The following is a 19804-nucleotide window of genomic DNA, read 5'->3' as shown; positions in this document are numbered from 1 at the left end:
GCGATCATCATCGCGCCGCGACACTGACTCGCCATCCTGATCGCCGCGCTCTTCCGACCCAGATCGTCGCGCTATATGAACTGCCAAAAGTCCGGGGTCAGGGCATGCCGTCCGGTCGAACATCCAGGCCGGCACTTCAAGCCCCCGATCTGCTTGCGATCCATCCAGCGTGCAGCGGAAGACGACAAAACCATCCTTGTCGACGGCACCATGAATCCAAACTCGGCGACCAAACCAAGGATGATGCCGATAAAGAACCTCGCGACGAACGGTCCTGTGGGCGTTCTCAAACCTCGTTGTACAATGGTCGTCGGCCTCATTCGAGCCTTGACGACCGCACTCCGGATCAAGCCTACTTCGATCTTCCGCCGCTCCGCTCGGCGGCCTAACCCCGGCAGACGCTCCACTTATCGACGCGGAGATTCTGTTCAGACAACCGGGACCAGCTCAGAGAGTACGCCAGGAGCGACGTTCTCCGGACGCAGGATTGGAGCGGGCTCACTCTCCCCGACGCCTGGAACATTCGCCCACGTCCGAGTGATCGCATTCGGCGCGACCCTCATGACCCGGATGCTATACTTGCGGCCTTCACTGGAGAGCACACGTAGCAAGCCATAGATACCCGCTTTGGCCGCTCCATGGTTTGCCCGCCCAAGTTTTCCGAACAGGCCCGACGTGGAGGCCGTCATGATGATGCCCGGCCGGCCATTGTTCCTGAGCCAATTCCAAATCGGAAGCGTGCTGCAGTACTTTCCCTTGAGATGGACCTTTAAAACGAGATCCCAATCCTCCTCCGAGATATTGGCAAATGTCCGGTCGTGCAAAATGCCAGCGTTGCAGATAAGGACATCAACTTGGCCGAACGCATCGAGGCACCGCTTCGACGACCGTTCGTCCAAGTCCGGGCCAAGCGAACACCGTCTCGACAACGAAAGCACCGCTCAGCATCGAAGCGAAGTAGACCCCCATGGTGGTGACCAGCGGCAGCAGGGCGTTGCGAAACGCGTATTTCCAGATCAGCAGGCGCTCCGGCGTGCCGACGGAACGCCCCATGCGAATGTAGTCGCTGTCGAGCACTTCGAGCATGCCGGAACGGATAATGCGCGTCTGCGCTGCGACCGGATACCAGCCAAGTGCGATAGCCGGGAGGACAACGTGCTGGACACCGTCAGCGCCGAAGGCTGGAAGCCACTGCAGGGTGACCGCGACACAAGGATAAGGATGAGCCCAACCCAGAACGAGGGCACTACCTGGCCCAGCATGGCGATGATCCGTCCGATTTGGTCGATCCACGAGCCCCGACATACTGCCGACAGCACGCCAAGTGGAATCGCGAACGCAAGGCTAAAGGCAAAAGCCGCGGTGGCCAGGTAGATTGTCGCCGGCAACCGTTCGAACACGAGCGCCAGCGCCGGCATCTGCCAGCGATAGGACTGACCAAAATCGCCCTGGACCGCCAGGAACAGCAGGAATTGATCCTAGATGGGGCGATCGAGCGCGAGCTCTTGTTGCAGGGCAATGATCGCCGACCGCGGTGCGTCCATCGGCAGCATCAGCGTGACCGGATCACCCGAAAGGCGCGAGATCACGAAAATCATACCGCTCGCGTCGAGGATGCTGAACAGGGCGTTGAGCAACCCCTTGGCAAAAAACGCTTTCACAACTGTGCCTCATCTTTCCCGGGAGAGTTTCGGGCTATTTCGTGAAGCTGACTTCCTGGAACGCGCGCCACGATCCCATTGGCCACGGCCGGAACTCAATGTTCTCTCGCCACGCGAGCGTAATGGTCGGACGATACGTGGTCGCGCCGCCGAGCACGTTTTCATGCTTGTAGCGGGCAATCTGTTTAATGAGTTCCACCCGCTTGTCCGGGTTCATAGTCAACTTCAATTCCTCGATCATCGCGTCGGCTTTGGCATCGTTGGTATAGGAGAAGGCACCAAAGCCCTTTCCCGGAACATAACTGTGCACCATGCCAGCCCAGGGCTCGGCCGGATCGCCCGGCAGGCCATGGCCCCACATAAACATCAAGATGCCGTCCATCTCGGGCGGACCGTTGCGGCTCCGGCGGGCGAGATTGGACCAGGCCGAGTATTCGAGGCCCTGTACCTTACAGCGAATGCCGGCGGCGCCAAGATACGCAAATACCGCTTCCCCCATTTCCTTCACGTTCGGCTCGCGCGGCGTGATCAGGTTGTAGCACGGCGTATCGAATCCACTTGGATAGCCAGCTTCGGCAAGCAACTGCTTTGCCTTGCGAGGGTCGTACGGGTACGGCTTTAGGTTGGGATCATAGCCGGTTTCGCCACGCCCAACCTCGGTGTAGCGCTCCCCCTGCCCAAATAACACGCTCTTGATGATCGCATCGGTATCGACCGCATGCGCAACTGCCTGACGCACCTTCAGCTTGCTGAAGGGCGACTCCGGCTTGTAAGCAGGGAAATCGATGTAGAGGTTGTTCGAGGAAGGCGCCGAGAAGGTCTTCACGCCCGGCATCGTCTTAATCTCACCGACCGCGGACACCGGAACCGAGTCGATCCAGTCAACAGCGCCCGACTTGAATGCCGCAACGCGCGTAAGGTCTTCCGGAATGATCTTCAGGACCAAGTTCTTGACCTTCGGCCGCGCGTCCTTGTTCCAGTAATCGTCGAACGCTTCAAGCTTCAGCTCTTCCTTGATCGAGCGCGAGACGAATTTCCACGGGCCAGTGCCGACCGGCGCCTTGGCAAAGCCCTCCTCACCCACCTTCTCGATATACTTCTTGGGAATCGCCCAGAGCTGAAGCGAGTTGGGGATGTAGTTACCGTCCGGCGCCTTGAAATGCAGCTTGAAGTGATGGTCGTCGATGATCTCGAACTTTTCGACGTTCGCCTGCAAATGGGAGAAGGACGAGACCTTCGGGTCCTTCAGCCGCTCGTAGGCGAATTCGAAGTCCGCCGAGGTGAGCGGGTCGCCATTGTGGAATTTGACGCCCTTGCGAAGATGTACATCGATGATTGGCTTCTCCGCCGTCCCCTCGATACTCCAAGATTCCGCAAGCCAGTTAACCGGCTTCAGATCAGGCCCGAAGCGAACCAGCTGCTCAAACACCTGGCCGAAGAAGTACCAATCGACACCAGCCGTGGACTTTGTCGGATCGAGCACCGTCGGCTCAGCCGCGAGCGCCGCAACAAGCGTATCCTTGGTTTGCGCCGAGACCGTTGGAATTAGCGTGAGCAAGGCACACACCACCGCAAGAACACGGAAAATGATCATGACTCTTCTCCTAGTTTCGATAGAAGCTTTACCGACGGACGCATCGAAGACTAAAACTGAGCGCTAGGCGAGCTACGCGCCCTGCTTGGCTTTGGTGCAATCACCCAGACTCTTCGCGGTCGCCCACACTTCCCACGGGAATGCTAAGGGCTTGTTCAAGTACAAAAGCGACGAAAAGTACCTCGAAATCAGGGAATTTCTGCAAGACTGGAGACCCTTACGCAGTGTGAACTCCAGACAACTTGGCGCACCCAGCGGAATTGCGCTGTCTCCTACCAACCATCGCCGCTTCTTGCTGGTACGCGCCGACGTGGGCGTACCGAGCGCAATCCTTCAAGAATCCAGTCCCTGGTATCAGCCGGGTCGATCACGTCATCGATCTCGAACAACAATGCCGCGTTGAGCGCTTTTCCACACTCGTACCGTTCGGCGACCATACGGTTGACGGCTGGAACATCGCAAATGAGCGCTTCGTCACGTAGGCGACGAAGGGCCTTCGCGGCACGGGGACCCATCAGCATCAACGGCGCAGCCGCGCACCGCGTTGTGGTGGGCGACACCGTGATCATCGGAGCCATCGCGCGCAAGCGCGAACGTGAGATGCGCGGATTCAGGCCCAATCTGATCTTCGTGCACGAGGCGATTGACCTCACTTGAACGACACTGCCTCGTTGAGGCGCGCATCGTTGCAGGATTCCCTCAATTCGCGGGTCATCTTGCAGCCGCTCGGCGTTCGAAGTCACTCACCTTCAAGTCCCAACGTTACTCAGCGACACCGTGCTCCTACACTCGTACGCCTTTTCGCTCTACCCGTGCAAGCACCGCACGACGGGAGTGCCCGCCGTGCTGCCTTCGGCATAGCACAGCGAGTAGTTTGACACGCGGTCGCCAACGTCGTTTCCGACCTGAAAGGAATTGAAGACAGCGCTCGGATTATCGAAGCCCTTGGGAGTCGCGGGTGAGCGGTCCGCGGCGACCTACACGAAGATTACGTACATGGCCGTCGTGGGTTCCAGCTCGATGTGCACTGGCGCTTCGTCGGGCCGAAGCAGCAGCGCATCGGGGCCGCTTTCTCCGCCGAAGAGAACCGGAATGCCTCGCAGTGTTTCGATACCCAGCAGGCCAGCGCTCCAAATCGAGGTCTCGCCGGACCAGTCGCCGAGCGACCCCTGCAATTACTTGCGCGTGACGTTGAAACGGCGCGTCCAGGTCAACAGGCGTGAAGTGGGGCGACGACGGCCTTTCATCGAGTACTTTCAGGGAGCGACCGGAGTTCGGAGCGACAGGTTTGTCTCAGGCGCAAATCGGCGGTTGCTTCCCTCGCCATGGGCGCTCCTGTTCGAGCTGCGCGGCAAGCCGCAGCAGCGTTGCCTCGTCCCCGAATCGGCCGACGAACATCATGCCCAGCGGCAGGCCCGCCTTGTTCCACGCCAGCGGCACCGACATCGCGGGCTGCCCGGACATGTTGAACATCGCCGCCGCCGGAGAGCAGCGACGCATGATCGGCCCCGCGTAGGAGAAAGCCTCCTTCATCGAATAGAGCTCGCCGAGCAACAAGGGCGCGGTGCACAACGTGGGGCTTAGGAACACGTCGCACTCGGCGAAGAACTCGGTCAGCGCCCGCGAAATCTGGAAGGCTGAGAGTTCGGCTGCGACATAATCGCCGCCGCTCATCTCTCGCCCGGCACGTGCCATCGCAAGCGTTGTCGTTTCCAGGTCCCGATCGGTCACGGCGTGGCCGAGGCGCTTTTCGAGCAGCCGCACGGACAGCGCTGTATCGGCGCTGACGATCGCCATCAACACCTCGGCAGGATCGGCGGGCAGCACCGGCGCGCGTTCTTCGACGTGGTGGCCGAGGCCTTCGAGCAGCGCCGCGGTGTCGCGCACGGCCTCCGCAATTTCGGGATCGATCGCCTCACCGTAGGGCGACTCCGCGGTGAACGCGATGCGCAGTCGGCCGGGTTCGCGGGTGACCTCCTCGATGAACGGCCGTTCGGCCGGCGGGGCACGATAAGGAGCGGTAGGGTCTGGGCCAGCCAACACATCCAGCAAGGCCGCACTGTCGCGTACGCTCAGGCTCACCGCGTGAGGACAAAAGAAGCCGGCCCAGCCCTGGCCACGGTCGGGTCCGATCGGGGTGCGCGCGCGTGGGCTTCAGGCCGAAGACACCGCAGGCCGACGCCGGAATACGGATCGATCCACCGCCATCACCGGCAGCGGCGACGGGGAGAACGCGCGCCGCCACGGCCGCCGCAGCGCCGCCGGATGATCCCCCGGGCGTATGGGCAGGATTCCACGGATTGCAGGTGGGCCCGTGAAGGCGCGATTCCGTCGTCACCAACAGCGAATATTCGGGCGCTGCGGTCTTGCCGAGCATCGTCAGCCCCGAGGTCGAGAAGGCGCTTGACAAATGTGCCGGTAAAGGGGCCTTCGGGGAGCCCTTCTTCAAGCTGTAGGCGCGCATACTCGTAGTGCTTGACGACGACGGCGTTCAATCTGGGATTGATTTTCTCAATCCGAGCGACCGCTTCATCGAGCAGTTCCTTCGGCGTCACCCCCTTGTTTCGGACAAGGGCAGCCAAGCCGGTGGCGTCGTAATTTCCGTACTCGCTGAACGTCATGTGATTTCCTTCAGCACGCGAGCCAGCGTGCCGACGATCTGGGCGTCGCCAGCGCGGCCGCCCCAGCCTACATGCGATGTCGTGACCGCCGCGCTCGCGCGGCGAGGTGCGATGAGCGGTGCGCGGACGAGGACGAGGACGAGGACCGCCGCACCAGTCTTTGCCGAGTTCGTCAGAATTTGCCTGCGTTTGATGAGATTCTCCAGTTCAACTTCGCAATTCACCCCCCTCTTTTCGTCTCTACACAGGGCAGATGCCCCAGAAGAGCCCAGACCTCAGCGCCAGCAAGCCGCTTCGCTGTCGTACGTGTTCATCAGCGGATCGCTCATCGCCATCAGCTCACGCTTCGTTACCTTATTGCTGGACGTCCTTCGCGGAATCTTCGGGCGATGTAGCGCGGTACCTTGAATTTCGCGAGGCGGGCAGGATGCGATCCACCGGCAGGTCGGCCGGCTTGAGTCCTTCCTTCAGCCCCACGTAGCCTTTTGTGAATGGTCAATGCTCGCGTTCGACGTGAACGGAATGAACCGGCGTATGTGCATGGCCGACACCGAGTTCGTGCAGCCTGTGGTGCAGGCGATGGTGCGCCAGCTCGAGGGTGGCCCTCAGCCGCGAGTGCCGTGCTTCATCGGTCCTCGGGGCCAGTGTATCGATGTACGCGATCGAGCCTTCGATCTGCGCCAGCACCGACACGGCGTCGGCCTCGGCGAAGATGGGCTTGTCCCCAACCTGTCTCTTATACACATCTGACGCTGCCGACGAACTGATGTGTATAAGAGACAGGTGTTCCAGAACCGCACCGTTGCGTATCACTTCCACGTGGGTCGGCCGTACGCTGACGGATTCGATACGCCAATCGAGGTTGACCGTGCCGCCCGAAGCACGGAGCGCGATCTTGCTCCCCGGACGCTTACCTTCCACCGTCATATCGACGAGCGGCCCGACCGTGATGAACGTGTCGCCGCTGCGCACGGCTTCCATCCAGTTGGCGTACGTGAACTCGCGTGCGCCCAGCTGTGCGTAAGTCCGCGCGCCGCCGAGCAGCGCCGTAGCGTTCATCTTGTCGGAACCCGCGACGAGCGGCAGGTGGTAGCCGATGTTGAGATATCGATACCAGTCGGCCAGGCCAAACGCACTGATCTGGGATGTCCGCGGATTGAACGACTTCATCTCCATCGCGTCGATCAACCCGAGCACGATGTCGGCCGCACGTTCCGACTGCGGGTTCGGCGAGTGCGGCAACACGACGAGACCGCCTTGCTCCCGGCAACGCTGCGCCCACTCCGCGAGCGTCGTTTCGAACGGATCGCCGATCGCCCCCTCGTTGGAACCACCAGAGGAGAGCGGATGAATGATCTCGCCCTCGTAGCCGAGCAGCGAGATATGACCCAGCACCTGCTGGCGGTTCTCGGTGCCGACGCGCACGAGGAACTCGCCACGGCCGCCGAAATCCTTCGCGCCGATGGTCGTGCGCCCGTCGAAGTCGCCCACGTTGCTGAACATCTCGCCCCATTGCGCGGCGAGCAGGTTCACGACATTGACCCCTTCCGCCTGGCCCTCGAGAAGCGCCGTCCGTGGGCTCAGGAAATGGACGTGCGTATCGGCGCTCACCCAGCCCTGCTCGCGCCAGTGCAGCACCTTGTCCAGCTCAAAGGTGAGGAATTCGGTGTTCGCGGTGATTTCGACCATGCGGCGCAACCGCCGCACCTCGAAGCCTCGCGAGATCTCGACGAAGATAGCGCCGAGCGGCAGATCGATATCACAGCTGCCGTCCACATACGCGTACTGGTTCAGCCCGTTCAGCAGCTCGCCGGCGTAGTCCTGGAACCATCCGGCGTTGACCTTGCGGTGGTGTCCCTTGGGCGGCAGGTACTCCCCGTGTGCGCCATGGACGTGCAGGCGTGCGGCCACCCGCAGGCCCGAGCCCTTCTCGATGATGAGCAACTTGACCGGCCGCGTGGCGGGCCCGATGGCCGCGATTTCGTGCGAAGGCCCTCCAGCTCGTGCGATCGCCTCCAGCGAACGAAGCTCCCGTACGTGCAGCTCGCCGTCTTCGGAGCGCAGGTAGAGCCGCGCATCGGGGTGCGCGGAGTATTCGACGATGATTTCGGTCTCGGACCGCTCCGGCTGCACGTCGTGCCGGTCGCCGAGCCAGTCCAGCCGCGAATATTCGAGCACGGCTCTCGCGGAGATGACCGTTCCGAGATCGATTGCGATCTGCTCGCCGCGATCGTCCACATCGAGTTCGCCGAGCTTGTTCAGGTGCACACCAGGTGGCAGGCGCATCTTCAGCTTGCTGCGACCCTGGAGGCGCAGCGGATGCTCGGTGAGCCGCGTCGTGCTGACCGCATAGACGAGCGAACTCTCCTGTTCCGCGCGCAAGGCAAGGCTGGTCAGCTCCTTGTCCGGGTTCGGGTTGGGCAGCGCATAGACCCACAAGTTCTCACCGTCCTCACGCATGCGTCCCGATTGCGAACGCTCTTCGCCGATCATGAAGCTGACGCCCGCCGCGCGCCCGAGCGCGAAGTCTTCGTCGATACTCGAATGCACGGAAGGGGCGCGCAATGGCATGGCCCCGAATGGGCTCGCGCTCCACGCGATGTGCTTCTGCTGGATCGCGAACCGGCGCAGCACAGGCACTTCCGTCTCGCTGCCGTCGGCATATCGCAGCGAATAGGTCGAGACCCGGTCGCCGAGCCGGTTGCCGTCCGCCCAACCCGTCACCGGCCCGATCTCGTCGAATCCCTCGGGCTTCACGGGGTGATGGTCCGCAACCATGTGCACGAAGAGCACGTAGCTGGCCGCCGTCGGGGAAAGCGCGATGACGACGGGGGCATCTCCCGGCCGCAACACGAGCACATCTGGGCCGGCTTCGCCGCCGAAGAGGAAAGGTATTCCGCGGAACGTCTGCGGCCCGCTCAGCGTGTCGATCCAGTCCGTGTCGCCCGGCCGCCTGCCGAGCCGCTCGTCCAGTTCGCGGCGCCTCGCATTGAAATGCGGCTTCAGATCCACGGGGGTGAAGTGCGGCGAAGGGAGCGTTTTCATGCGTTCGGCTCCTATCATTCCTTCTGTGGGCGCCGCCTCGTCAGTGCTTGCGGTTGACGTAAGCGAATTCGAAGTCCGCCGAGGTGAGCGGGTCGCCGTTGTGGAATTTGACGTCCTTGCGCAGATATAGATCGATGATCGGCTTCTCTGCCAGCCGTGGACTTTGTTGGATCGAGTAGCGTCGGCTCGGCCGCGAGCGCCGCTACATGCGTATCCTTGGTTTCATCGATTTAGCGCGAGCAGGGCACACGCCATCGCAAGAACACGGAAAATAATCATGACGCTTCACCTAGTTTCGCTAGATAGCTTTACCGACCGATGCATCGAGATTCAAACTGAGCGTTAGGCCAACTAGACCCCTGGATAGTTTCGGTGCAATCACTGCGGTCACCCAGACTCTTCGCGGTCACCACACGCGAATGGTAAGAGCTTGCTCAAGTACAAAGCGCCGAAAACCGCCTCGGAATCGGGGACTTTCTGCAAGATTGGGGACCCTTTCGCAGCCATGCGTGGTGGAACTCTAGAAAGCCTTGCCACTCGGGGAATGCGTCGCTCTGTCTCCTACCAGCCATCAACGAATGGCCGCTTCTTGCTCGTGCGCGCCGGCGTGGGCGGCACCAAGCGCAACCCAGCAAGAATCCAGTCCCTGGTATCAGCCGGGTCGATCACGTCATCGATCTCGAACAACGATGCCGCATTGAGAGCTTTTCCATTCTCATACCGTTCGGCGACCATACGGTTGAAGGCGGACAGCCGCTCCGCGGGATCCTCTAGCGCGGCAAGTTCGTTGCGTCGATAAAGCTTCACTTGGCCTTCCAGACCCATTCCCCCGAATTCACCAGTCGGCCACGAGATCGTGAACACCGAGGCGTGGAAACTGCCGCCCGCCATAGCCATCGCGCCAAGACCATACCCTTTGCGAATGATGATGGTGAAGGTCGGCACGCTGACATTGGCACCGACAAGGTATGCCCGGCAGCAATGCCGGATCAGTGCCGTCTTTTCATACTCAGGGCCGACCATGTTGCCAGGTGTGTCACAGAGGAATAGCAGCGGAATGTCATGCGCATCGCACAATTGCATGAATCGTGAAGCCTTGTCTGCCGCAGGACTGTCAATGGCGCCCGCGAGATGCGCCGGATTGTTCGCCACGACTCCGATCGGCTTGCCTTCTATGCGAATTAGCGCCGTGATCATGCCGGCACCGAAGCCACGGCGGATCTCCAGCATCGAGCCAGTGTCGGCCATGGTCTCGATAACCTTGCGCATGTCATAGGCCCGCAGCCGGTCGGGCGGCACGACGTGCCGAAGCAGACGCTGGTCCGCGCAGCTCCAGTCGGACAGCGTGCCCTGAAAATACGACAGATACTGCTTGGCCACGGCGACGGCTTGGGTCTCGTCCTCAACTGCAATGTCGACCACGCCGTTCGGGACCTGCACGCTCATCGGCCCGACTTCTTCCGGCTTGAACACTCCAAGCCCGCCCCCTTCAATCATGGCGGGTCCGGCCATACCGATGGTCGAGTTTGCCGTCGCGATGATTACGTCGCAACAGCCGAGCATAACGGCGTTCCCCGCAAAACACCGCCCCGACGTGATTCCGACCAGCGGCACGAGGCCGCTCAATCGCGCAAAGCGATGAAACGTAACGAGCTCCAACATTGCAACGGCATGGCCATCGGAGTCGCCCGCGCGGCCGCCACCACCTTCGGCGAACAGCACCAGTGGAATGCGCCAGTTTTCGGCAAGACCGAACATCCGGTCCATCTTGTAGTGACCCTTCGTGCCCTGTGTGCCGGCAAGCACGGTGTAGTCGTAGGCGACGACAGCCGCGCGGCTGTCCTTCTCTGTGAAATGTTCACTGTTGATGGTTGCGAGGCCCATGATCAGGCCGTCCGCCTGAGTCGTTTCGATCAATTGCTTCAAAGGCGTCGTGCTCCGCCGCGCGGCAACGACCAGTGCACCGTACTCGTGAAACGAACCGGGATCGACGAGGTCATCGATGTTCTCCCGGGTCGTGCGCTGGTTGGTTCGCCGGCGTCTTGCGACGGCGTCGGGCCGGTTGATGTCCCTGGTCTTGGCGTGCCGTTCCAGCACTTCTGCGAGATCCGGCCGGATTTCATCGAGATCGATCTCGTGATCATCCTCGGACGCGTGTCCGGCTTCGTCGCTCGGCTCGACGAACGCCAGCGGATGGCCTTCGAAGATCGTGTCGCCAGTTGCGATCGTCAGCCGCTTCAAGCGTCCACTGACCGCAGCCTTGATCACGTGCTGCATCTTCATCGCCTCCATCACGAGGATCTGCTGGCCTGTACGCAGCAGATCGCCCTCGTTGACGCTGATCGAGACAACAGTTCCTTGCATTGGAGCCAGCAGCGGCACGGTGCCGTCCGGCCCGGCCAGACCATTATGATCCTCGACCGCCTGTGCGCCGCCATTGGCGGTTGCCTTAGAGCGGCCTTCCTGGCCATAGGTGAGCACCGCGAGCGGATCGCGCGCATCGACGCGGGCGCCGGCAAGGCCGCGCGTCTGCGTGCCGGACTCCGGCTGGAAATAAAGGCTCGGATGGGTGTCATCGTCCATTGCTAGCAGGTCGGCAACGCGCTCCTCCACGAACCGCGTATGGACGCGGCCGGCGCGGAAGTCCGGATGCTTCAGGACCGATTTCAGAAAAGCGGCGTTGGTCTGCACGCCCGCGATGCGGAACTCCGACAGGGCGCGATAGGCGCGCTCGCCAACCTCGGCGAAATCGTCGGACCGCGCATGCACGATGACCTTGGCGAGCAGCGAGTCGAACCGCGGGTTAGTGCGATACCCGGCGTAGCCGTAAGCGTCCACGCGGATCCCGGGACCGCTCGGCGGCTCGAACACAGTGAGCATGCCGCCGCACGGACGTGCGTGTCCGTCGTCCGACATCGTCTCCATGTTGATGCGCATCTGGATGGCAATGCCGCGCGGTGAAGGAATTGACGCCTGATCGAGCCCGATATCGCCAAGCCGTGCGCCACGCGCGATCTCGATCTGCGCGCGCACGAGATCGACGCCCGTTATCTCTTCGGAAACCGTGTGCTCGACCTGCAATCGCGCATTCGCTTCGATGAAAGCGATTTTGGCAGCACCCGAACCGTCGGACGCGTCCACCAGGAATTCGAACGTACCGACGTTGCGATACTTCACGGCCGAAGCCAAGCTGACGGCCGCCTGCAGCAGCCGCTGCCGAACATCGCCATCGAGCGCCGGCGCCGGTGCGATTTCGATCAGCTTCTGCCGCTGCCGCTGCACGCTGCATTCGCGCTCCCAGATGTGACTGACCGCGCCAGTGCCGTCGCCGACGATCTGCACCTCGACGTGCCGCGCCCTGGGAAACAGCTCCTCCACATAGACGTCGGCATTGCCGAACGCCTGCAGCGCCTCCGCACGGCACAGTTCATAGGCTTGCTCGAGCTCCTCGCGGCTGTGCACTGGCCGCATGCCGCGGCCGCCGCCACCAGCCACCGCCTTGATCATCAAGCCGCCGAGCGCGTCGAACATCGCACGCGCATCGGCTAACGTCGTCGTTTGCGACGTCCCGCGCATCACCGGCACGCCGCATTCCGCCGCCATCGCGCGGGCGGACCCCTTGTCGCCGAAGACGGTCAGTGTCTCGGGCGATGGCCCAACGAATGTAATGCCCGCATGAGCGCAGGCGGCGGCGAAGTCGGCGTTCTCGCTCAGGAAGCCATAGCCGGGATGAATGGCGTCGCAGCCCGCCTCCTTCGCAACGGCAATGATCTGCGTGGCATCAAGATAGGCCTTCGGTCCCATGCCCTTCAGCGCGCGCACATCGTCGCAACGCCTCGTGTGCAGCGACGTAGCATCGTCTTCGGAAAAGATGCCGACGGAACGGATTTTCAGGTCGGCAGCCGCACGGGCAATCCGGATGGCAATCTCGCCGCGGTTGGCGATCAGGAGGCTCTTCATACGGTGTACTCGATTTCTGTTATGCATTCAGGACGGCACGGTTACCGATCACGCCATGCTCGCTGAGCGCAGCAAATTCCTCAACGGAAAGGCCGAGATCGCCAGCGAGTACGGATTCTTTGTGTTCACCAAGCGTGGCCTTAACGACTGCGTTACTGCGGGTCCAATGCCGATATGCACCCTGCCGCGGAAGCGAGGTCAGTCCAAGCCGGGTCGCATCAGCCAGACCAGTCGATTCCAGCACGGCATCCATGACCGTGACCGCATGTGGGTACTGTCTGGTGAGGATGAGATCCACGTCCTTGCTAGCCTGCGACCTCGCGTGGGCGGGATCATCGCCGATGCGACGCTTGCCGGCATCCAGCCAACGCCCAACGGGTTCGCTACCGGCACCGCCATAGACCAGACCGGCTGCGTTCGGCGGCCAGATCTGCAGCACTGTTGCGCCGTGCGCTGCGAACAGACGTCCGCAATAGCCGGTCGCAACACCGTCGGGAGCTTCAGGAATCGTGAGCACGGAAAGCGCGCTGCTCATTGAGCCGCTTCTCCTCCTGCTTGTTTTCTGTTCTGTTCACACTTGAACCGCCTGCGGACCGCTCAGCAGATGACATGCCGCCTCGCGGCCGTCGGCGAGCTTCACGAGCGATGGATTCTCGGACTTGCAGACCGCCATCGCATGCGGACAGCGCGGGTGAAACTTGCAGCCGCCTGGCGGTTCGAGCGCGCTGCCGGTATCGTCGAAGCCCTCGGCTGCTTTTGGCACGTAGGTCGGATCGGGACGTGGAACGGCGTCCAGCAGCGCCTGCGTGTATGGATGCTTCGGCGCGTTAAAGATCTGCTCACTTTGGCCGCATTCGACCACGCTGCCAAGGTAGAGCACGGCTACCCGCGCCGACAGATGCTCGACCAGCGCCAGATCATGCGCAATCAGGAGGTATGTCAGGCCGAACTGCTCCTGGATGTCCATCAGCAGGTTCAGTACCTGCGCGCGGATCGACACGTCGAGGGCCGAGATCGGTTCATCGAGGATGATGATGCGTGGATTGAGCGCAAGCGCCCGCGCGATCGCGATACGCTGGCGCTGTCCGCCAGAGAATTCATGCGGATAGAGATCCGCCGCCGTCGGCGGCAGGCCAACGATCTCCAGGAGCTCGGCGACGCGCGCATTGAGCGTCGCACGATCGCGCCTATAATGCGCAAGAATCGGCTCGGTGATGATCCGACGCACCGTAAGGCGCGGGTTGAGGGAGGCGTAAGGATCCTGAAACACCGCCTGCACCTGCCGGCGGTAATCCTTGATCTCGCGCCTCGACATCTCGCCGAGGCTCTTGCCGTCGAAGTTCACCGCCCCACCGGTCGGCCGCTCCAGCATCAGCACGAGCTTGGCGATCGTGGTCTTGCCGCAACCGGATTCGCCCACAAGGGCAACGGTCTGGCCCTCCGGAATCTCGAGGTTGACCTTTTCCACCGCGCGCACAACGGCGTTGCCGCGATCGGTGCGGACTGTGAAATGCTTGGAGAGGTCGCGAAGTTCGAGGCCCATTTGTCGCTCTGCCCGAGTCGTTACTGCTTCGCTGCGAGCCAGCAATTGACGACATGGCCGTCGCCCAGCTCCGTCGCCGGCGGATAGTCATCGCAGACGGCCATCCGCTTCGGGCAGCGCGGCGCGAAGCGGCAGCCCGTCGGCAGGTTCATCAGGTTCGGCGGCTGGCCGGGAATCGCGGCAAGCCGTTTGCGTTTCTGGCCGAGATGCGGGATCGCCTCCAACAGGGCCTGGGTATAGGGATGCTGCGGGTGGCGGTAGATGTCGCGGACCTTGCCGGTTTCGATGATCCGGCCTGCGTACATCACCGCAATGCGGTGGCAGAGGCCGGCGACGATCGACAGATCGTGAGTGATCAGGATGATACCGAGCTTCGAGTCCCGTTGGATGCTGCGCAGTAGGCTCATCATCTGCACCTGGATGGTGACGTCGAGCGCGGTGGTCGGCTCGTCGGCGATCAACAGGCGTGGCGAGCAGGCGATCGCCATGGCGGTTACGACACGCTGGCGCATGCCGCCGGAAAACTGGTGCGGATAGTTCTTCAGCCGCCGTTCCGGTGAGGGAATCCGCACCCGCCGAAGCCCGGCGGCGGCGGCAGTCATCGCCTCGCGAACGGTCCTGACCAGCTTGTGGTAGAGATACGGTCCAGAGACCTGGTCGCCGACCGTGAAAACCGGATTGAGCGAGGTCATCGGGTCTTGCGAGATCATCGCAACCTTCGGACCGCGCACGCGGCTCGCCATCTCCTCTTCGCTGAGCTGCAGCAGGCCTTCGCCGTCGAGCTTCACACTGCCGTCCAGCCTACCGTTACCGTGGATCGGCAGGAGGCGAATGATCGACAGGCAGGTCATTGTCTTGCCCGAGCCGGACTCGCCCACGATGCCAAGCGTCTCGCCTTCGTGCACCTGAAATGAAACGCCATCCACCGCCTTCACCACGCCGCGGCGCAGATGCAGGTGCATTTGCAGGTTCTCGACTTGCAGAAGTGGCGCCGCGGTCACAGTTGTCTCCGTTTCGGGTCGAGCAGGTCGCGCAGCCAGTCGCCGACCAGATTCGAGGAAAGGCAGGTCAGCATGATGGCGATGCCCGGCATCGTAATCCCCCACCAGGCATAGGTGATGTACTGCCGCGCGTCGGCGAGCATCAGGCCCCACGACGTGTCGGGCGCCTGGATGCCGAGGCCGAGGAATGACAGCGACGCCTCGAAGATGATCACCTGGCCGACCTGGAGCGTCATTAGGACTAGAAGCGTGTTGAAGATGTTCGGTAAGAGGTGCCGGAAGAAGATCGTGAGCGGGCCGCAGCCGGCGACCTTGGCGAATGACACGTAATCCCGCTCGCGCAACGACAGGATCTCGCTGCGGATTATTCGGCAATACCAGGTCCAGTAGGTGAGCACGATGACGATGACGACGGTAGACAGACCAGGATCCATCGTTGCGGAAAAGATCAGCGCCAGCGCGACACCGGGGATCGCCATCATGATCTCGGCAATGCGGATGATCACCGCGTCAACGATGCCGCCGAAGTATCCCGCGATGATCCCGAGCATCGTGCCGATCGCGCCGGAAAACACGATCGCATAGAGAGCGACGATCGCGGATACCCGCGCGCCGGCGATGATGCGCGAGAAGACGTCTCGGCCGAGATTGTCGGTGCCGAGCAGATATTCGTAGCTGCCGCCGGCCTGCCAGAACGGCGGCCGGAACGCGGCGGCGAGGTTCAGCCCGTTGGGGTCCTGGGGGGCGATGCTGTCTCCGCCCATGGCTGCGACGATGATTAGCAACAGGATCAGAATCGGAATCCAGGGCGCGCCCTTCAGGCGGAAACGGACCAGAAACGGCAGCGGCGCCGTGTCCGCCACCGCAGTAACAGGCGTTGGTGCCAAGGTTACACTCAAGGGCGGATCCTCGGATCGATAATGCTGTAGGACAGGTCGACGAGAAAGTTTGAGAGCACGAACAGGATCGACGTGACGAGAACGCCCGCCTGTACCACAGGATAGTCGCGGGCGAACACCGCTTCGACGACCGTTCGTCCAAGCCCGGGCCAAGCGAACACCGTCTCGACAACGAAAGCACCGCTCAGCATCGACGCGAAGTAGACCCCCATGATGGTGACCAGCGGCAGCAGGGCATTGCGGAACGCGTATTTCCAGATCAGAAGGCGCTCCGGCGTGCCGACGGAACGCCCCATGCGAATGTAGTCGCTGTCGAGCACTTCGAGCATGCCGGAACGGATAATGCGCGTCTGCGCTGCGACCGGATACCAGCCAAGCGCGATAGCCGGGAGGACAACGTGCTGGACACCGTCAGCGCCGAAGGCAGGAAGCCACTGCAGGGTGACCGCGAACACAAGGATAAGGATGAGCCCAACCCAGAACGAGGGCACTGCCTGGCCCAGCATGGCGATGATCCGTCCGATATGGTCGATCCACGAGCCCCGACATACTGCCGACAGCACGCCAAGTGGAATCGCGAACGCAAGGCTAAAGGCAAAAGCCGCGGTGGCCAGGTAGATTGTCGCCGGCAACCGTTCGAACACGAGCGCCAGCGCCGGCATCTGCCAGCGATAGGACTGACCAAAATCGCCTTGGACCGCCTTCCACAGGAACAGCAGGAACTGCTCCCAAATCGGGCGATCGAGCGCGAACTCGTGTCGCAGGGCAATGATAGCCGACTGCGGCGCGTCCATCGGCAGCATCAGCGAGACCGGATCGCCCGAAAGGCGCGAGATCACGAAGACCATAACGGTCGCGCCGAGGATGCTGACCAAAGCGTTGAGCAACCCCTTGGCAAAAACCGCTTTCACAATTGCCTTACCTTTCCCGGGAGAGCCGGGCTATTTCGCGAAGCTGACTTCCTGGAACACGCGCCACGATCCGGACGGCCACGGCCGGAACTCGATGTTGTCCCGCCAGGCGAATGTGATGACCGGGCGATACGTGGTTACGCCGCCGAGGACATTTTCATGTTTGTAGCGGGCAATCTGCTTGATCAGTTCCACCCGCTTCTCCGGGGCCATGGTCGTTTTCAATTCCTCGATCATGGCGTCGGCTTTGGGGTCGTTGGTATAAGAGTAGCTACCAAATCCCTTGCTAGGGATGAAGCTGTGGAGCATGCCGGACCATGACTCAGCCGGATCACCCGGCAGGCGATGACCCCACATCCACATCAAGACGCCGTCCATTTCGGGCGGGCCGTTGCGACCGCGGCGGCCGAGATTGACCCAAGCCGAGTACTCAAGCGCTTGCACCTTGCAGCGAATGCCCACGGTGCCGAGATAGGCAAAGACCGCCTCGCCCATTTCCTTCACGTTCGGCTCGCGTGGCGTGATCAGGTTGTAGCACGGCGTCTCGAAGCCGCGCGGATAGCCGGCTTCGGCAAGCAACTGCTTTGCCTTGCGCGGGTCGTACGGGTACAGTTTTAGGTTGGGATCATAGCCGGCTTCGCCACGCCCAACCTCGGTGTAGCGCTCCCCCTGCCCAAACAACACGCTCTTGATGATCGCGTCGGTATCAACCGCATGCGCAATCGCCTGACGCACATTCAACTTGCTGAAGGGTGAATCCGGCTTGTAGGCGGGGAAATCGATGTAGAGGTTGTTTCCGGAAACGGCCGAGAAGGTCTTCACGCCCGGCACCTTCTCGATCTCGCTCACCGCCGACAGTGGCACCGCGTCGATCCAGTCAACGGCGCCCGATTTGAACGCCGCAACGCGCGTAAGGTCCTCCGGAATGATCTTCAGGACCAAGTTCTTGACCCGCGGCCCCGCATCCTTGTTCCAATAATCCTCAAACGCCTCGAGCTTCAGATCCTCCTTGATCGATCGCGAGACGAACTTCCACGGGCCGGTGCCGACCGGCGCCTTGGCAAAGCCTTCCTCACCCACCCCCTCATAGTACTTCTTCGGAATCGCCCAGAGTTGCAGAAAGCTAGCGATATAGTCACCGTCCGGCGCCTTGAACTGCAGCTTAAAATGATGGTCGTCTATGATCTCGAATTTTTCGACGCTCGCCTGCAGATGGGGGAAGCACGAGATCTTCGGATCTTTCAGCCGCTCGTAGGAGAACTCGAAATCTGCCGAGGTGAGCGGGTCGCCGTTGTGGAATTTGACCCCTTTGCGAAGATGTACATCAATGATCGGCCTCTCCGCCGTCCCCTCGATACTCCAAGATGCGGCAAGCCAGTTAACCGGCTTCAGATCAGGATCGAAGCGGACCAACTGCTCGAACATTTGGCGAGTGAAGTACTCATCGACGCCGGCGCAGGACCTTGTGGGATCGAGCACCGTACCTTCGGCCGCGAGGGCCGCGACGAGTGTATCCTTGGCTTGCGCCGAGACAGCTGCATTGAACGCGAGCATGCCACACGCGACCGCAAGAACACGCACGACGGTCATACTCTTCCTCCCCGATTGATCGCACCAGCGTAAAGCGCACCTTGAGCGTAAAAACGCTGAAAATCAGCCCAGGATCAGGGAAATTCTGCAAAAATAAGGACGCTTCCGCGGCTTAAACGCCGAGCCACGGTCGCCAACTCGAATCCGCCAGCGGGTGCCATGCGCAGTCGAGACGGCGCGTCGGCGCTGCGACACCCACACCGCTCTCGAAGGAGATCGCAACCACCTCGACCGGCGACGGCCAGATGATTGCATGATAGCGAGCCGAATGGCTTCTCGGCTCCGCGGCGGAAAGGCTCGACAGCGCCTCGAACGCCGCGTCGCGAACGCCAAGCTTGCTTCAAGCGCCTGATCCGGATGAAAGTCGCGGTTTAGTTGCCATCGTGACCGTAGGTCGTTGCGGATGTTCGAGAACCTCTTGTTTAGCTTCATGCGGCGGCTGTTTGACTGTGCCGAGCCAACGCCAAATAATCCAAGACATACGATTGGAGATGCGCGTGGTGGTCCTTGGGGGGAGACACTGCTTCGCGCGCGTTCGCTCGTCGCGTACTGCGGCGGCTGAGCTGCAATACATCTGCGACATCCCAGACCCACGTTCTCTCTGAGCATTGACTTCGACGCAAGCTGCCGGCGGCAAGATGGGCAGCTTCTAAGGAGGTAACTCGTGGCAAGACGCGCAAAACGATCCAATGGTCGCGCAGTCATCAAGTAAGAACACCTCTCGGATAACTCACTTGTTCGAAGAAGCCGTTGCGGATTCTGAGCGCTTCATATTCTCGGGAAACGGACATGATCAGCGTGAGTTTCTCGAATCGAACGAAAGTCATGAACAATAAGGTGCACTGAGCAGCAACAGAAGAAGCGCCCTGTTCGCCTCATGGCTGGCAGCTGATCGGCTGGTTCTCGAACCCGCCGTGACCAATGAGCCTTCCGTCGTGCAGACCCTGTCTCTTATACACATCTGACGCTGCCGACGAAC

Annotated in this window: 17 protein-coding genes and 2 pseudogenes; 1 reads left to right on the top strand and 18 read right to left on the bottom strand. The window is 61.6% G+C overall.

The window, feature by feature from the left end:
• Positions 1–428: 428 nt before the first annotated feature.
• The 6 genes and pseudogenes from IF803_RS40200 to IF803_RS40175 form a co-directional block, all read right to left on the bottom strand.
• On the bottom strand, positions 429–938 hold the full coding sequence (locus tag IF803_RS40200; RefSeq protein ID WP_461195915.1) for an SDR family NAD(P)-dependent oxidoreductase: 510 nt from the start codon (positions 936–938) through the stop codon (positions 429–431).
• Positions 850–1305 (bottom strand): ABC transporter permease, encoded by a 456-nt coding sequence (locus tag IF803_RS40195; RefSeq protein WP_461195914.1) that lies wholly within the window; start codon positions 1303–1305, stop codon positions 850–852. The genes IF803_RS40200 and IF803_RS40195 overlap by 89 nt, the downstream gene beginning before the upstream one ends.
• A pseudogene (locus IF803_RS40190) lies at positions 1293–1418 on the bottom strand (ABC transporter permease); the annotation flags it as partial. The gene IF803_RS40195 and the pseudogene IF803_RS40190, both read right to left, overlap by 13 nt.
• Positions 1419–1478: 60 nt before the next feature.
• Positions 1479–1661: a hypothetical protein gene (locus IF803_RS40185; RefSeq protein ID WP_461195913.1), complete on the bottom strand. Its 183-nt coding sequence runs from the start codon at positions 1659–1661 to the stop codon at positions 1479–1481.
• Positions 1662–1695: 34 nt separating this feature from the next.
• Positions 1696–3255, bottom strand: coding sequence for an ABC transporter substrate-binding protein (locus IF803_RS40180; protein WP_461195912.1), 1560 nt, complete (start codon positions 3253–3255; stop codon positions 1696–1698).
• Between the two features lie 272 nt (positions 3256–3527).
• Positions 3528–3824, bottom strand: a complete 297-nt coding sequence (locus tag IF803_RS40175) for a hypothetical protein (RefSeq protein ID WP_461195918.1) — start codon at positions 3822–3824, stop codon at positions 3528–3530.
• Here IF803_RS40175 and IF803_RS40170 point away from each other — a divergent pair.
• The gene (locus IF803_RS40170; protein ID WP_461195917.1) at positions 3802–3912 is read left to right on the top strand and encodes a hypothetical protein; all 111 of its coding nucleotides are present in this window, start codon (positions 3802–3804) and stop codon (positions 3910–3912) included. The two genes, IF803_RS40175 and IF803_RS40170, sit on opposite strands and share 23 nt — an antisense overlap.
• A 320-nt stretch (positions 3913–4232) precedes the next feature.
• Here the strand turns inward: IF803_RS40170 and IF803_RS40165 are convergent, their stop codons facing one another.
• The 12 genes and pseudogenes from IF803_RS40165 to IF803_RS40110 all read right to left on the bottom strand — a co-directional run bounded on the left by IF803_RS40165 (position 4233) and on the right by IF803_RS40110 (position 18825).
• Positions 4233–4430 carry a hypothetical protein gene (locus IF803_RS40165; protein WP_461195911.1) on the bottom strand — a complete coding sequence of 66 codons (198 nt, stop codon included), beginning with the start codon at positions 4428–4430 and terminating at the stop codon, positions 4233–4235.
• 118 nt (positions 4431–4548) lie between these two features.
• Positions 4549–5298 carry an amidase family protein gene (locus tag IF803_RS40160; RefSeq protein WP_461195916.1) on the bottom strand — a complete coding sequence of 250 codons (750 nt, stop codon included), beginning with the start codon at positions 5296–5298 and terminating at the stop codon, positions 4549–4551.
• Between the two features lie 157 nt (positions 5299–5455).
• A pseudogene (locus IF803_RS40155) lies at positions 5456–5719 on the bottom strand (amidase family protein); the annotation flags it as partial.
• A 153-nt stretch (positions 5720–5872) separates the two neighbouring features.
• The gene (locus IF803_RS40150; protein WP_461195910.1) at positions 5873–6100 is read right to left on the bottom strand and encodes a hypothetical protein; all 228 of its coding nucleotides are present in this window, start codon (positions 6098–6100) and stop codon (positions 5873–5875) included.
• Positions 6101–6371: 271 nt separating this feature from the next.
• Entirely contained in the window at positions 6372–8921 is a 2550-nt protein-coding gene (locus IF803_RS40145) for a CehA/McbA family metallohydrolase (RefSeq protein WP_461195909.1), read from the bottom strand.
• 561 nt (positions 8922–9482) lie between these two features.
• A complete protein-coding gene (locus IF803_RS40140) occupies positions 9483–12881 on the bottom strand; it encodes an acetyl-CoA carboxylase family protein (RefSeq protein WP_461195908.1) in 3399 nt (1132 codons plus the stop codon).
• Positions 12882–12900: 19 nt separating this feature from the next.
• Positions 12901–13416, bottom strand: a complete 516-nt coding sequence (locus tag IF803_RS40135) for a hypothetical protein (protein WP_461195907.1) — start codon at positions 13414–13416, stop codon at positions 12901–12903.
• Positions 13417–13452: 36 nt separating this feature from the next.
• Positions 13453–14424, bottom strand: coding sequence for an ABC transporter ATP-binding protein (locus IF803_RS40130; protein ID WP_461195906.1), 972 nt, complete (start codon positions 14422–14424; stop codon positions 13453–13455).
• Positions 14425–14444: 20 nt separating this feature from the next.
• Positions 14445–15425, bottom strand: a complete 981-nt coding sequence (locus IF803_RS40125; RefSeq protein WP_461195905.1) for an ABC transporter ATP-binding protein — start codon at positions 15423–15425, stop codon at positions 14445–14447.
• On the bottom strand, positions 15422–16324 hold the full coding sequence (locus IF803_RS40120; RefSeq protein ID WP_461195904.1) for an ABC transporter permease: 903 nt from the start codon (positions 16322–16324) through the stop codon (positions 15422–15424). The genes IF803_RS40125 and IF803_RS40120 overlap by 4 nt, the downstream gene beginning before the upstream one ends.
• On the bottom strand, positions 16321–17235 hold the full coding sequence (locus IF803_RS40115) for an ABC transporter permease (protein WP_461195903.1): 915 nt from the start codon (positions 17233–17235) through the stop codon (positions 16321–16323). Before IF803_RS40115 ends, IF803_RS40120 begins: the two co-directional genes overlap by 4 nt.
• A gap of 30 nt (positions 17236–17265) precedes the next feature.
• Positions 17266–18825 (bottom strand): ABC transporter substrate-binding protein, encoded by a 1560-nt coding sequence (locus IF803_RS40110; RefSeq protein ID WP_461195902.1) that lies wholly within the window; start codon positions 18823–18825, stop codon positions 17266–17268.
• Positions 18826–19804 lie beyond the last annotated feature (979 nt).

The sequence above is a fragment of the Bradyrhizobium sp. UFLA06-06 genome (assembly GCF_054820065.1).
Note: the sequence above shows the minus strand (reverse complement) of the source record. Positions and strands in the feature narration are given on the sequence as shown.